Genomic DNA, 14,747 nt, shown 5'->3' with positions numbered 1-14,747 from the left:
CGGCCTTCTGTCTCACGAAAAATGCCGAAAATGGACCTTGTAGTGGGACGTGGTGCTCCGCTGCGGGTCACCGTACAACCCATGACCTTGACCAGAGAAGTCGTCATCGCCGGAGCCGGGCCCACCGGCCTGATGCTCGCCGCCGAGCTGCGGCTCGCCGGGATCGACGTGCTCGTCATCGAGCGCGACACGGCCCCGAGCAGGAACTCGCGCGCCTTCGGCCTGCTGCCGCGCACGCTGGAGGTGTGGGAGCAGCGCGGGATCGCCGACCGGTTCCAGGGCAGGATGCTGCCGCACGCCGACCTGGCGGCGGACATGGTGGACCTCGACTTCACCAGGCTCGACACCCGGTTCGGGCAGATGATCCTCGCCCAGGAGCAGACCGAGCTGATCCTGCGCGCGTGGCTGGACGAGCTGGGCGGCGAGATCCTCGGCGGCCACGAGGTGCGCGGATTCACCCAGGACTCCGATGGCGTCACCATCTCGGTGTCCGGCCACGAGGACGTGCGCGCCGCCTACCTCGTCGGCTGCGACGGCGCCAGGAGCGCGGTGCGGGAGGCGGCGGGCATCGCCTTCGACGGCGAGTACACCCGCGCCGGGTTCGTCATGGCCGACCTGGAGAACCCCGGGGACCTGGGCAGGCTGCCGCGTTACGAGCGGGGCGAGGGCGGGCTGCTCATCCTGCTGCCCATCGCCAGGGACACCGTGCGCGCGGTGGTCCACGCGTACGGCACGGCCGAGGCGCCGTCGTGGGAGGAGGCGCGGGAGCTGTTCGACCTGCCCAGGGGCGAGCCGGTGTGGGTCAGCACCTTCGGCAACACCGCCAGGCAGGCGGCGTCCTACCGGCGTGGCCGGGTCCTGCTGGCCGGGGACGCGGCGCACGTGCACCTTCCCGCCGGTGGGCAGGGGCTGAACCTGGGCATCCAGGACGCGGCCAACCTCGGGTGGAAGCTCGCCGCTCAGGTCAGGGGGTGGGCGCCGGACGGGCTGCTGGACACCTACGAGGGCGAGCGGCACCCGGTGGCCGAGCGGGTGCTGCTGAACACCAAGGCGCAGTTCGCGCTCATGCTCGGCGGGCCAGAGGTGAGCGCGTTGCGCACCCTGCTGGGCGAGCTGCTGGCCTTCCCCGACGTCAACAGGCACCTGGCCGGGCAGGTGGGCGGCACGGCGATCGCCTACGCGCCCGGCGCGCATCCGCTGGTCGGGACGCGACTGCCGGGCCTGCGGCTCTCCCCGGCGCGCGGACTGCTGATGGCCGGGGCCGACGGTCCGTGGTCGGCGGACGGGTGGACCGACCGCGTGGACACGGCGCGCGGGGAGGGTCTCGGGTTCGACTGCGCGCTGGTGCGGCCGGACGGGCACGTCGCCTGGGCGGCGTCCGGCGATCCCGACCTCGCCGGGCTGGCGGCCGCGCTGGGCGCCTGGTTCGGCGGTCCCACCCAAGGAAGGGTCCCGTCTTGGTTCGGCGCGACGAAGAACGCGGGCCGTACGGGACCCTAGCGTGCCAGCATGAAGACGCGGCTGGCAGAACTGATCGAGCGGCTCCGGGTGCCTGGAGCCTCCCTGGCGTACTGGCACGGCGGTGAGACGCACGTCGAGGTCGCCGGGGTGCTCAACCGGGACACCGGGGTCGCGGTCACGCCGGACTCGGTGTTCCAGTTCGGCTCGGTGACCAAGGTCTGGACGACCGCGCAGATCATGCTCCTCGCCGAGCAGGGCCGCCTCACCCTGGACACCCCGGTCGCCGACCTGATTCCGGCGATCGGCGGCGGCGTCACGGTCAGGCAGCTGCTCTGCCACACCAGCGGCATCGACGGCGACTTCTTCCACGACACAGGGCGCGGCGACGACTGCCTGGAGCGGTACGTCGCGGACGTGGCGGAACGCGAGCGGATCCACGAGCCGGGCGCGGTGCACTCCTACAGCAACTCCGGGTTCGTCATCGCGGGCCGCATCGTGGAGTTGCTGACCGGGAAGACGTGGGACGCGGCGCTGCGCGAGCAGATCGTCGAGCCCTTGGGGCTGACCAGGACCGTGACGCTGCCCGAGGACGTCCTGCGCTTCCGCTCCGCCATCGGCCACCCGGACGGGCCGCCGTCCCCGGTCTGGGGCCTGATGCGGTCCTTGGGCCCGGCCGGGCTGATCTGCTCCACGCCGAGCGACATGGTGGCCTTCGGCCGTTCCTTCCTGGAGGGGACCCTGCTCTGCCTGGGCGGCGTCACCGCGATGGCCAGCAGGCAGATCGCGTTGCCGGACACCGCGCACGGCACGCACTGGGGGCTCGGCTGGACCCTGGACACCTGGCAGGGCGAGGACGTGTGGATGCACGGCGGCAACACGATCGGCCAGTCGTCCATGCTCTGGGTCGTGCCGTCGACCGGGACGGTGGTGGCGCTGGTGTCCAACGGTGGTGACGAGAGCACCCTGGCGCACACGGTGGCGGGCGAGCTGTTCCCGGAGCTGACCGGCCTCACCCCGCCCGCTCCGCCGCTGCCGACGTGGGCGCTGACCGACCTGACGGCTTTCGAGGGGGTGTACGAGCGCACCGGCGTCCGCATGACGATCAGCGGCACGAGCCTCACGTACGAGCACCTGGGGGACCTGGCGGGGCGGCTGGAGTTCGAGCTGGCAGCGGAGAGCGAGACGAGCGCGCTGGCCAGGAAGGTGGGGGAGGAGTCGTGGCACCGGGTGGTGTTCGCCAGCATGCCGGACGGCCGGCCGTACGCGTATTTCGCGGCCCGCTCGACCCCGAAGCTGCCATGATCACCGAACTGACGGAGGTCGCCGACCACCACCGGGCAGCCGAGCTGATCACCAAGATCTGGGGCATCCCGCTCCTCGACCCCGGGCTCATCAGGACGATCGCCCACGTGGGCGGTTACGTGGCGGGCGCCCGCTGCGGCGACGACCTGACCGGCATCTCGATCGGCTTCTTCGCTGCGGACGGCCACCTGCACTCCCACATCACCGGCGTCCTGCCGGACGCCCGCGGCGGCCTGGGTTACGCCCTGAAGCAGCACCAGCGAGAGTGGGCCCTGGCCCGCGGCGTCCAGGAGGTGTCCTGGACCTTCGACCCCTTGGTCCGCCGCAACGCGTATCTGAACTTCCACAAACTAGGCGCCCGCGCAGCCGCCTACGTCCCCGACTTCTACGGCAGGATGCGCGACACCATCAACGCGGGCGGCGACACCGACCGCCTGTACGTCACCTGGCACCTGACCCCCCCGACGCCACAGCCCCTCCCGGATTCCCCGCCGACAATCCTGGTATCGGCGGACGGCACCCGCACAACAACCCACCCCAGGAACCACGACCACGTCGCGATAGCCACGCCGATGGACATCGAAACCCTCCGCACCGAGTCCCCAGCCCAGGCCCAGCAGTGGCGCGAAGCCGTACGCGACGCCCTGACCACCGCGCTGTCCACCGGCCACGAGATCACCGACGTCACCCGAGACGGCTGGTACCACCTCCACCGCCCCTAGACGGCGAATATGCGAGATCGTAGAGGGGTGCGGTGGTTGGCGAAGATGATGGCGGGTCCTGAGGATCGAGAGCAGCGGGTGCACGCGCACGCGGTTCACCTGCTCGCCCAGGCCCGGGAGGAGCTCAACAAGGCGGATACCAAGGCGCAGGTCCTTCTCGGGGTCGTGGGGATCGGGGTCAGTGCGGTCGCCGGGGGACTGCTGGCGGGGAGCTGGTCGCCGTTCGAGTTGAGTCCCTGGGTGCAGTGGGGGTGGTGGCTGGGGGCGGTCGCGGCGCTCGCTTCGCTGGTCTGCCTGGCTGGGGCGGTTTATCCGCGGACGGCCCGGTTGCCTGGTGCGCCGCCTCGGGGGATCGCGTACTTCGCCGATGTTGAGCGTTATGCGACGGCTGAGGCGGTGGCTGTGGTTCTGCGGGAGCCGGCCAACCTTGATCTGCTCCGGCTGGCGGAGCAGATCAAGCAGATCAGCAGCATCGTTGTGCGGAAATATCGGCTTATCAAGTGGGGGTTTTGGTTACTGCTGGCGGCGATTGTTTGTTGTCTGGTGCCGGTTGTGGTTCAGCTCATGCTTTGAGCAGGTCTGCTGCGCGGGCTCGGGACACCGCCGCCGCACCGCTGTCACCCAGGCGGTCGGCCAGAGCGCTCTGCTTCAGCCAGTTGTACGGACTGCACGGGCGCACGTTGATGCGCTCGCTGACCAGCACCCGCGCCAGCTCAGGACGCCCCGACCGCAGCGCCGCCTCCAGGAGCGTCTTCTGCACGGCGTCGCGCTGCGCGTGGCTGCCGCCGAACTCGTTGACGCGGTGCCTGATCGGGTAGAGCAGGTCCACCACCCGGTCGTGGTCCTGCCTGCCGTACGCCACCAACGCCTGGCAGACGGGCAACCCGACGCGCGCCGTCATCAGGTGGTTCGTCGTCGTGTGCGCGCCGTTGAGATACGCCTCGCGGGAGGCGATGAGCTTCTCCGCCTCCGCGAGCCGCCCAGCGCCCACGTACGACATCACGGCGTGCATGTCGTTGAAGGCGTAGAACGGCACGTTCATCTTGGGTTCCCACGCGTCGGCCAGCGCCGCCCACCGCTCGGCGCGCACGTCGCCCTCCAGGTACAACCGCCACAACAGCGCGGCCGCGTCCAGCAGCTCCATCGCCGTCGAGCTCCCCGCCAGCACCGAGTCGTACACCTCGATCGCCCTGGCGTCGTCACCGGCCTCCAGCGCGTACAGCGAGTAGTGCCACCACGTGTGCACGTTGAAGAACGTCCCCGCCGACCAGTCGGGCAGCCGGTCGTCCAGGTACGTCAGGCCATCGCGGAACCTGCCCTGCATCTCGTAGGTGTGCACCACGGCGTGGATGCCCCACACGTCACGCGGGTTCAGCTCCACCGCCTGGAGCCCCACCTGCTCCGACCGGTCATAGTGCCCCGCCTCCTCCAGCCCGAACGCGTACATGCCGAGCAGGTGCCCGTAATGCCGGTCGTCCTCGCGCCACGCCGACAGCGCGCCGCCGATCCGGTCGCGCAGGTTGCGGGCGTCGCCGGTGAAGAAGTCGATCTGGTGGCCCACCAGCAGGGCCAGCGCGTCACGCGGATACTCCTCGGCGATCCGCCCGAGCAGCGCCCCGCACGCGAGGAAGTCGCCGTCGAGCAGCCGCTGCACCGCCTCCACGTGGGCCCGCTCGCGCGGCAGCAGGTCCGGCGCCGCCGTACGGAAAGCAGCGAACCGCTCGCGCGCCGCGCGGGCGTCGTCCGGCTCGGTGGTCAGCAACCCCAGGTAGGCGGCGAGCACGTGGCCCATCGCGAAACGCGGGTCCTCGGTCAGCGCCGCGCCGGACGACGCGTCGCACTCGGCCCTGAAGTGCAGCAACTCATCAATGGCGCGGTCATAGTGGTCCAGCGCCGCCTGCGTCGTGGCGCCGACGGCCAATCCGTGTTCGTCAAAAAGCATTGTTCAGTCTCACATGGCAGGAATCATTCTTTCCAGGGACAAAAGCCTTGACTAGCGTCTGAGGCATGAGGCCACTCGCTGTGCAGTTGTACACCCTGAGAGACCAAACGGACCTGCGAGACACCCTGCAGCGCCTCGCCGCCCTGGGATACCAGGCGGTCGAGCCGTTCAACCTGCTCAACGACCCGGCGGGCTTCCGTGCCCTCCTGGACGAGACGGGGCTGGCCGTGCACTCCGCGCACGCGCCCCTGCTGGGCGACGCCGCCCGGCGCGACGAGGCGGCCAAGGCGCTGGAGATCATCGGCCTCGACACCGCCGTCGTCCCGTTCCTCTCCCCGGACGAGTTCGCCGACCTGCCCAGAACGGCCGCCGCGCTGAACGACGCCGCGGCCTGGGGCGCGGAGCACGGCATCAGGGTCGGCTACCACAACCACGCCTGGGAGCTCGACCTCGTGGACGGCAGGCACGCCCTGGAGGTGCTCGTCGACCAGCTGGACCCGTCGGTGTTCCTGGAGGTCGACGTCTACTGGGCGCACGTCGGCGGGGCGGACGTGCCCGCGTTGCTGGGCAGGCTGGGGGAGCGGGTGAAGTTCCTGCACGTCAAGGACGGGCCCGGCACGCCGTCCGAGGCGATGACGGCGGTGGGCTCGGGAACGCTGAACATCCCGGAGATCCTCGCCGCCGCGCCCGAGGCCATGAGGATCGTCGAGCTGGACCGCTGCGACACCGACATGTGGGACGCCGTCGCCGACTCCATCGCCTACCTGCGCGAGGTGGACGCGTGACGGGGATCGCGATCGTCGGTTGCGGGACCATCAGCCACGCCTACCTGCGCAACCTGACCACCTTCCCCGACCTGAAGGTGGTCGGTTGCGCCGACCTCGACGTGGCCCGTGCCAAGGAGGTCGCGGCCGAGCACGGCGTGCCCGTCGCGGGCACCGTCGCGCAGGTGATCAACCATCCGGACGTCGAGCTCGTGGTGAACCTCACCATCCCCGCCGCGCACATCACGGTCGCCACCCAGGTGATCGAGGCGGGCAAGCACGTCTACAACGAGAAGCCCCTGGCCCTGGACCCGGCAGAGGGCAGGAACCTGCTGGCCCAGGCCGAGGCGAAGGGGGTGCGGGTCGGGTGCGCGCCCGACACGTTCCTCGGGGCCGGGCTGCAGACCGTCCAGCGCGCCGTCGCCGATGGGCTGATCGGCACGCCCGGATCGGCGATCACGCTCCTTCAGGGGCCGGGGCCGGAGAGCTGGCACCCCAGCCCGCAGTTCTACTTCCAGCTCGGCGGCGGGCCGCTGTTCGACATGGGGCCGTACTACCTGACCGCGCTCGCCGTCCTGTTCGGCCCGGTCAGCCGGGTGGCGGCCAACGGCAGCAGGGCGCACGCCAGCCGCACCGTCGGGCGCGGCCCGCTGGCCGGGACGGTGTTCGACGTGGAGGTGCTCACGCACGTCAGCGCGCTGCTGGAGTTCGCCGGCGGGCAGAGCGCGACGTGCGTGTTCAGCTTCGACTCGCCGCTGCCGCGCCACGACTTCCTGGAGGTGACGGGCACGGAGGCGACCCTGGCGGCCCCCGACCCCAACCGTTTCACCGGCCCTGTACGGCTGCGCCGCGCCGGATCCGGCGAGTGGGAGGAGCTGGAGGCGTCGGGCACCACGGTCGGGCGCGGCATCGGCGTGCTCGACATGGTCAGGTCCATCCGCGCCGGGCAGCCGCACCGGGCGTCGGGGGAGATGGCGCTGCACGTGGTGGACGTGATGTCGGCCATCCTGCGGTCGGCCGAGGAGGGGTCGTTCGTGCCCGTCTCGTCGACGTTCACGGTGCCGCAGCCGCTGGAGGAAGGTTGGGACCCCACGTCAGGTGAAGGTTGACGGTGAGTGCGGATCTCTGGTCGGGTTGTTCCGTATGTTGCTGATGGGATGATTCGATCGGGTTCGGGGGATAGGTCATGCGGCGTGTGTGGTGCGCGCTGTTCTTCCTGTCCCTTCTCACCGCCCTCCCGGTTCCCGCGGCTGCTGCCGCAGTCCCTGAGATCGCCTTTCCCGCGCCCGCCCGCGTGGAGGTGCCGGTCGGCCCGTCGCTCGCCGCGGCGAAGCCGTCGCCTCCGGCGCCCGTTCGCGGGCCGGAGGTCACCGTCCCGGCCGGGTCCGGGCTGGCGGACCAGGTGGCGGAGGAGGCGGCCGATCGGCTGAGGGCGGCCGGTCTCCCGGACGGCCGCCCCTCCGTGCGCGGCCTGCTGCCCTCGACGGACGGCGCGGCCGTGCTGGAGCTGCCCCGGCTCGTCGCGGCCACGGGTCTGACGTACCGGTTGTGCGCGCGGAGCTCGGAGCGGCCGGTCGCGTGCTCGATCGCGCTGCCTCTGGCGGTGCCGGCGACCGCCGACGTGACCGGGGACGGGCGGCCCGACCTGGTCGCCTCCCTCGCCCCGGCGTCCACGAAGAGCGTCGCGTTCACCGTCAGGCGGCTGGCGGACCACGTGCGGGCGCAGGTGTGGGCCGAGTACGAGCTGCCGGGCTCCGGGGTGTTGTCGGCCGGGCTGGATGGGCGCGGGTCCGACCTGTCTCGCCGTACACGGGCGGTCTTCACCGCCGCGGACGGCAAGGTCACCGTGGACGTGCGCCACACGGAGCCCGGCCGGGCCTCGACCACCTTCGCCTCGCTGAACGGCACGCTGGTGTCGTTGCGCCAGTCGCCGGTCCCCGCCAGGTTCACCGCGGCCGCGAGCCTGTCCGCCGGTCGCGTCGACGTCACCACCTCGGGCCCCACCTCTCTGGACGCCCTCCTGGTCACCCGGACCCAGTTCACCGGGCTCAGGCTGGCCGGGCTGCGCGCCGGGGCGCGGGTCCAGGCGGGCGGTGGGGCCGTCTCCTTCAGCGGTACGGTCACCCGGGCGGAAGTGCACCGGTACGGCTACCGCGACGGCGTCCTGCGCCAGGCCACCGACGTGGAGGTGGACAGGGCGCCCGCCACGGTGCGCGTCGCCTACGCGCGGCAGGCGCTCACCGTCGACTCCACAGGGAGGCGGGCTTCGGCCGCCCGGGTGCGCATGCTCTCCGGCGGGACGGTCGTGCGCGCCGACCTGTCGGGCGTGCCGTCGCGGGTCAGGCTGCGGCACGACCTGGTCGCGCATCGGGTCACGTACACGGCCAGCTCGGCGATCGGTGCGTTCGCGGCGATCCTGCAGCGGGGCGGGGGCGCGATCGCCACGCCTTCCGGCGCGCACATCACGATGATCAAGAAGGGAGATCAGGCCGGGGTCTCGGTGCGGTTGGGCGGGCTGTCGGGGTTCGACGTCACGTACGGCTCGGCGCCGCACGCGCTCCTGCGGCTGGACGGCGGCGAGCCCTTCCTGGGGGCCGCCAGCATCGACGGCGTCCACGTGGCGCGTCTGGAGCTGTCCAACACCCCGGCCACGGCCGAGGTGTCCCTGAACCCCGCCGAGGGGACCGCTCAATACCGCGCCGCCGGTGTCATCGACCACCTCAGGGCCGCCTATGCGAACACCCGGTCGGGGCTGTCGGTGGACGGCGCGCTGGACGGCATCCGCTCCACGGTCACCGCCTCGTGGCGCCTGGGCGCCCCCACGACCGTCGAAGCCCACACCACCGCCCCCCTCCACCGCCTGTCCCTGCGCGCCACCACCGCCGCGGACAACGCCGCGAGTGCCGCGGTCGCGGGTCTGCGCGGGCGGCTCAAGCTCGCCGTCGAGCAGAACAAGCTCACCTGGACGGCCGACCACCCGGTGGCCAGGCTCGACGCCCGCGCCACCGCCCCGATCGACGGCCGCACCCTCACCGCCGCCGCCCGCGTCATCGGTGTCCCCGCCCGCTTCGAGGCGACCTGGGGCCAGGACGGCTACCGCTTCACGGGCGCCTCGGGCCCGCTGGGCGACGCCCACCTCGCGATGACCAACCACGACGGCGCCACCGCCCCAACAGGCCCCCACCTCGCCGCCCACTACGACGCCAAGACCGGCGACCTCGACGCCAGCGCCCGCGTCCGCGGCCTCCGCACCGTGGCGTTCACCCCAGCCAGTGGCGGGTTCGGCGTCGAGGTGCGAGCGGCCAGGCAGAAACTCGCCCTCGACGGCGACCTCCGGCTGGCCACCGGAGAAAGGGCCGGGATCCTGGGCAGGCTCGGCCCGCTCCCCGGCCGCCTCACCGTCTCCTCGGCAGGCGGCCCCCTCACCTACACGGCCGACGCCCCGATCGACCTCACCGCCCGCCTCTGGCTCGGCAAGGCCCCCGACCAGGTACGCGAGGCCCCCGGCGTCCAACACGGCCTGTCCGTGGTCCACGACGACAACGGCGTGCGCGCCTACGCCGACCTGACCGGCCTGCCCACCGCCATCACCGTCGACCCGGCCGCCAAGACGTTCACCTTCGCCGGATACCACCCCAGGACCCGCGCCCTGCACCTCTTCCTCGACAGCAAGGCCGTCAGGGCGGAAGCCACACTCACCGGCCTCCCCTCCAAGGTCACCAAGCTCGCCCTCGGCCCTTTCGACGCCACGGGAGCCGCCTACCGCGTCGAACCCGCGACCACCCTCGGCTCGCTGCGCGTCAGAGCCCAGACCGGGCAGACCAGGGGCGAGGTGGCGATCAGCCCCGTCCCCGCCACCCTGAACGTCTCCAGCGCGTACGGCAGGCGCACCAGCATCAGGGTCGCCAACTCCACCCCCGTGGACCGCCTCAGCGCCACCGTCACCACCCCGGCGGGCACCGGCTCCGTCCGCCTGACCGGCATCCCCGCCACCTTCGGCATCGACGTCGACGCACCGCCCGAGGGCGGCATGGGCCTTCCCGCCCTCACCTACAACGGCGCGTCCAGCACCCTCGACGGCTCGTTCCAGGCCGACCCCGGTCTCCTAACCACCGTGCGCGGCGCCGCGCTGAGCTTCACCGACCTCGGCGCGCACACCACGATCGCCGTCCGCCCCGACCTGTCCGTCGAGGTCGCCTCCCGCCCCGCCACCGGACGCCTGGAGGTCCACGCCGGTCTGGACATAGCCCCGGTCCCCAGGCAGCGCGTCGCCTTCAGCAAGGAGCTGCCCTACACGGGCGGCCTCGTCGGCTACCAGATGAGCGGCGACTTCGCCCTCGGCGCGAGCCGCATCGGCGACCTGGCGCTGGCCGTACGGGACCTGAGCTGGCTGCGGGTCAGGCCGGGCAAGGTCCCGCTCGGGCTGAAGGCCGCGCCCGCCCTCGGCTTCGTCTCCCCGGGCTTCGAAGGCGCGTACGGCACGCTCACCCTGAAGGCGAGCGCCGTCGACCTCAACCCGGACGTCAGGCTCGGCGTCAAGGTCAGCAGGAAGGTCGGCCCCGAGGTGTTCAGCGAGTCCGTGCGCCTGGGCCACGCGGACTCGTTGCGTATGCGCCGCTACGACCAGCAGCTGCGCGTCCTCAGCGCCCGGCAGGCCATCATGGCGGGCGACCTGCCGGTGGCCTGCGTGACGCTGGGCACCCGGCCCGGCCTGGTCTCCGCGCGCGGCGAGAACGCGGTCACCCTGCGCGGGAAGGACGGGCCGCAGCTGGTCTCCCTGCTCGATCCCGGCGGTCAGGCGCCCGGTTACGCGCTGGATGTCCTGGCGCATCTCATGTCGCCGTTCCCCGGCGCGGACTGGTCGGTTTCCGGGGTTAAATCGGGTGCCTGCTGAGCGGTACGTTGTGTCGCATGTGGCCCGTCCTGGTGCTCGCCCTCACGTTGTCGCCCGCCGTACAGACCCAAGCACAGCCCGCCGTACAGAAGACCCAAGCACAGCCCGGCTGCGCGACGGGGCCGCGCCTCAGCGCGCGGCAGGCGGCCGCCACCACCGACCTGCGCTGCGCGAACCTGCGCGGAGCCGACCTCGACGGGCTCGACCTGTCGCACCGCGACCTCAGGAGGGCCGACCTCACCGGCGCCTCGCTGAAGGAGGCGAACCTGTCCGGCGCGAACCTCTCCGGAGCCGTGCTGGCCAAGGCGGACCTGAGCGAGGCCAACCTGGCCCAGTCCGACGCCCGCGGCGCTGACCTGCGCAAGGCGACCCTCGACGACGCCCTCTTCTACTACGCCCACCTGGAACGTGCCGACCTGCGCGGCGTCAGTGCGCCGAGGATCAAGCTCTACCAGTCGCAGCTCGACGGCGCAAAGCTCGCCGGAGCCGACCTGAGCGACGCCGACGTCTACTACGCCGACGGACGCGGCGCCGACTTCAGCGAGGTGAAGGCGCCGGGCATCCAGCTCTACAACGCCACCCTCATCGGCGCCGCCTTCCGCGGCGCCGACCTGTCCAAGGCCAGGCTCGACTCGACCAGGCTCGGCAAGGCCGTCTTCGACGGAGCCGTCCTGACCGAGGCGAACCTGCGCGCCGCCGAGCTGACCGGCGCCCGCTTCGCCGGGGCCGACGTCTCCGGCGTGGACATGAGCGAGGCGTCCGGCGTCGACCTGACGGGCAGCGCCGGGATGCCCAAGAACCTGCCCGGCGCCTGCGGCGAGGGCACGGCATACGACTTCTCCGGGCGCGACCTGACCGCGGTCGAGGACTTCCCCGACGACCTGCGGTGCGCCAACCTGTCCGGGGCCAAGCTCGACGGCGCCGACCTGTCCAGCGTGAAGCTCGACCGGGCCGACCTGCACGGCGCCTCGCTCAGGGGCGCCAGGCTGCGTTACGCGAAGGGCGCGAACCTCACCGGCGCCGACCTGTCGAAGGGGGAGCTGTCCAGCGTCGAGCTGTCCGGCGCGAAGCTCGCGGGGGCGAAGCTTGACCGGGCCTCCCTGTCCTCGGCCCACCTCGACGGCGCCGACCTGACCGGCGCTGTGCTGACGGGCGCGCGGCTGTCCAGCGCGGACGTGTCGGGGGCCAAGCTCGGCCGCGCCGACCTGCGCGACATCGACGCCACGAGCCTGCACGGCGACCAGGCCGACTTCACCGCCGCCCGGCTGGACGCCGCCGACCTCAGCAGCGCCGACCTGCGCGGGGCGGTGTTCCGCGACGCCGTCCTCACCGGCGCCGACCTGGGCAGCGCCGAGCTGCGCGGCGCGGACTTCACCCGCGCCGAGGTGACCGACCTGGACGTCGAGTGGGCCAAGGACGCCGACCTGGCGGGCTCGACCAGCCGCCTCGGGGCCGGATGGATCGTGTTCTGGAGCATCGCGGGCCTGATCGGGCTGGCCGTCCTCATCCCGGTGGCGCGCGGGATGGCCAGGGGGCGACGCAGGGCCAAGGCGCGGCGCGCGTCGGAGGTGGGCCGCCTCACCAAGGAGATCGCCCAGCTCGGCGAGGACATCGACATGATCGACCGCGACCTCCCGCCGGGCGCGGACGAGCGCGCCAGCGAGCACTGGCGCGCGGCGCTCGACGCCTACGACGCGGCCCGCCGGGCGCTCGAGGAGGGCGAGCTGGAGGAGGCTGCCAGGCAGTTGCTGAGCGGCCAGCGCGCGATGAACCTGCTATGAAAGTTAGGAACCTTTCCTAACTTCATTGACAGGGGCAGGAACCGGTTGCCAGGATGCGATTAAACGGCTTGGCGCGGCGTCCAGCCGGACGTGACGCGCTCAGCGAGAGCTGCCCCGGCCGTGTGTGACCCCGTCTCACCCCCCGGGATGTTCTATGCCTAAAGTCCTGTTACCTCTCATCCTGCTGGCCGGATTGCTGGTCTCAGCCTCACCCGCCCAGGCCGCGGAAACCCTGCTCTCGCAGGGCAAACCGGCTACCGCCTCCTCCACGGAGAGCTCCTCGTACGGCGCGGCCAACGCCGTCGACGGGAGCGCCACCACCCGCTGGGCCTCGGCCGAGGGCAGCGACCCGCAGTGGCTCCGGGTCGACCTCGGCGCCACCTACACGATCTCCCGCGTCAGCCTGAGCTGGGAGGCCGCGTACGGCAAGGCCTACCAGATCCAGGTCTCGCCGGACGGCACCACCTGGACCACGATCGCCTCCACCACCACAGGTGACGGCGGCACCGACGAGCTGACCGGCCTGACCGGCTCCGGCCGCTACGTCCGCATGAACGGCACCGCCAGAGGCACCTCCTACGGCTACTCGCTGTTCGAGATGCAGGTGTACGGCGACACCGGCGGCGGCAACCCGCCCACCGGCCCCGACTACCAGGCTGAGGACGCCGTCCTGAGCCAGGCGATCATCGACACCAAGCACGCCGGGTACACCGGCACCGGCTTCGTCGACTACGTCAACGTCGCAGGCAGCTACGTCGAGTGGACGGTCACCGCGGCAGCGGCGGGCAACCACCAGCTCGCCTTCCGCTTCGCCAACGGCACGACGACGGCCCGCCCGGTCGGCGTCACCGTGAACGGCGGAGCCGCCACAGCGATGACCTTCGCACCGACCGGCGCGTGGACCACCTGGACCACGGAGACGATCACCGTCGCGCTGAACGCGGGGACCAACAAGATCCGCGCCACGGCCACCGGAGCCGCGGGCGGTCCCAACGTGGACAAGCTCACCGTGACGGCCGGGGGCGACCCGCCCGGCGGCGGCGCGTTCGTCGTGGCGGCTGCCGGTGACATCGCCGAGCAGTGCACGGCGTCGTCCAGCTCCTGCGTGCACCCCAAGACGGCGGCGCAGGTGACGGCGATCAACCCGCAGTTCGTGATCACCATGGGCGACAACCAGTACGACGACGCCCGGCTGCAGGACTTCACCGCGTACTACGACAAGACGTGGGGCAAGTTCAAGGCCAAGACCAAGCCCGTTCCCGGCAACCACGAGACGTACGACCCGGCCGGGTCGCTGGCGGGGTACAAGTCGTACTTCGGGGCCATCGCCTACCCGAACGGCAAGCCGTACTACAGCTACGACCAGGGTCAGTGGCACTTCGTGGCGCTGGACTCGAACAGCTTCAACGACACCACGCAGATCAACTGGCTGAAGGCTGATCTGGCGGCCAACTCCAAGCGGTGCATCGCCGCTTACTGGCATCACCCGCTGTTCTCCTCGGGTGAGCACGGCAACGACCCGGTCAGCCGGCCGGTGTGGCAGATCCTGTACGACAAGGGCGCCGATCTGGTGCTCAACGGGCACGATCACCACTACGAGCGGTTCGGTCCGCAGAGCCCGACGGCTCAGGCTGACCCGAACGGGATCGTGGAGGTGCTCGGTGGCATGGGCGGCGCTTCGCCGTACGCGATCGAGAACGTGCAGCCGAACAGCCAGAAGCGGCTCACGAACACGTTCGGGGTGCTGAAGCTGGCGCTGACGGACACGACCTTCTCGTGGCAGCTCATCGGCGTCGACGGCGCCGTGAAGGACACGAGCCCCACGTACACCTGTCACTAACCCCAATGCCCTGAACCCCACCTCCGTGACTGCGGGGGTGG

Annotated in this window: 10 protein-coding genes; 9 read left to right on the top strand and 1 reads right to left on the bottom strand. The window is 71.7% G+C overall.

What is annotated here, in order from left to right; translation table 11 throughout:
- Nucleotides 1-81: 81 nt before the first annotated feature.
- The 4 genes from ACIBG8_RS11395 to ACIBG8_RS11380 are packed head-to-tail and all read left to right on the top strand — an operon-like array spanning nt 82 to nt 4,058.
- The gene (locus ACIBG8_RS11395; protein WP_397342558.1) at nt 82-1,500 is read left to right on the top strand and encodes an FAD-dependent monooxygenase; all 1,419 of its coding nucleotides are present in this window, start codon (nt 82-84) and stop codon (nt 1,498-1,500) included.
- Nucleotides 1,501-1,509: 9 nt separating this feature from the next.
- The gene (locus tag ACIBG8_RS11390; protein WP_397342557.1) at nt 1,510-2,763 is read left to right on the top strand and encodes a serine hydrolase domain-containing protein; all 1,254 of its coding nucleotides are present in this window, start codon (nt 1,510-1,512) and stop codon (nt 2,761-2,763) included.
- Nucleotides 2,760-3,485, top strand: a complete 726-nt coding sequence (locus tag ACIBG8_RS11385) for a GNAT family N-acetyltransferase (protein WP_397342556.1) — start codon at nt 2,760-2,762, stop codon at nt 3,483-3,485. Before ACIBG8_RS11390 ends, ACIBG8_RS11385 begins: the two co-directional genes overlap by 4 nt.
- A 45-nt stretch (nt 3,486-3,530) precedes the next feature.
- Nucleotides 3,531-4,058 (top strand): Pycsar system effector family protein, encoded by a 528-nt coding sequence (locus ACIBG8_RS11380; RefSeq protein WP_397343924.1) that lies wholly within the window; start codon nt 3,531-3,533, stop codon nt 4,056-4,058.
- Here the strand turns inward: ACIBG8_RS11380 and ACIBG8_RS11375 are convergent.
- On the bottom strand, nt 4,048-5,427 hold the full coding sequence (locus tag ACIBG8_RS11375; protein ID WP_397342555.1) for a tetratricopeptide repeat protein: 1,380 nt from the start codon (nt 5,425-5,427) through the stop codon (nt 4,048-4,050). The genes ACIBG8_RS11380 and ACIBG8_RS11375 overlap by 11 nt on opposite strands.
- A 65-nt stretch (nt 5,428-5,492) precedes the next feature.
- Between ACIBG8_RS11375 and ACIBG8_RS11370 the strand changes: the two genes are divergently transcribed.
- The 5 genes from ACIBG8_RS11370 to ACIBG8_RS11350 all read left to right on the top strand — a co-directional run bounded on the left by ACIBG8_RS11370 (nt 5,493) and on the right by ACIBG8_RS11350 (nt 14,706).
- Complete coding sequence (locus ACIBG8_RS11370) at nt 5,493-6,212, top strand: sugar phosphate isomerase/epimerase family protein (protein WP_397342554.1); 720 nt, start codon at nt 5,493-5,495, stop codon at nt 6,210-6,212.
- Complete coding sequence (locus ACIBG8_RS11365) at nt 6,209-7,300, top strand: Gfo/Idh/MocA family protein (protein ID WP_397342553.1); 1,092 nt, start codon at nt 6,209-6,211, stop codon at nt 7,298-7,300. The genes ACIBG8_RS11370 and ACIBG8_RS11365 overlap by 4 nt, the downstream gene beginning before the upstream one ends.
- 77 nt (nt 7,301-7,377) lie before the next feature.
- On the top strand, nt 7,378-11,085 hold the full coding sequence (locus tag ACIBG8_RS11360) for a hypothetical protein (RefSeq protein WP_397342552.1): 3,708 nt from the start codon (nt 7,378-7,380) through the stop codon (nt 11,083-11,085).
- 17 nt (nt 11,086-11,102) lie between these two features.
- Entirely contained in the window at nt 11,103-12,866 is a 1,764-nt protein-coding gene (locus ACIBG8_RS11355; protein WP_397342551.1) for a pentapeptide repeat-containing protein, read from the top strand.
- Nucleotides 12,867-13,020: 154 nt separating this feature from the next.
- Entirely contained in the window at nt 13,021-14,706 is a 1,686-nt protein-coding gene (locus ACIBG8_RS11350) for a discoidin domain-containing protein (RefSeq protein WP_397342550.1), read from the top strand.
- The last annotated feature ends 41 nt before the right edge of the window (nt 14,707-14,747 follow it).

This window comes from Nonomuraea sp. NPDC050556 (genome assembly GCF_044457355.1).
Taxonomy (GTDB): Bacteria; Actinomycetota; Actinomycetes; order Streptosporangiales; family Streptosporangiaceae; genus Nonomuraea.
Note: the sequence above shows the minus strand (reverse complement) of the source record. Positions and strands in the feature narration are given on the sequence as shown.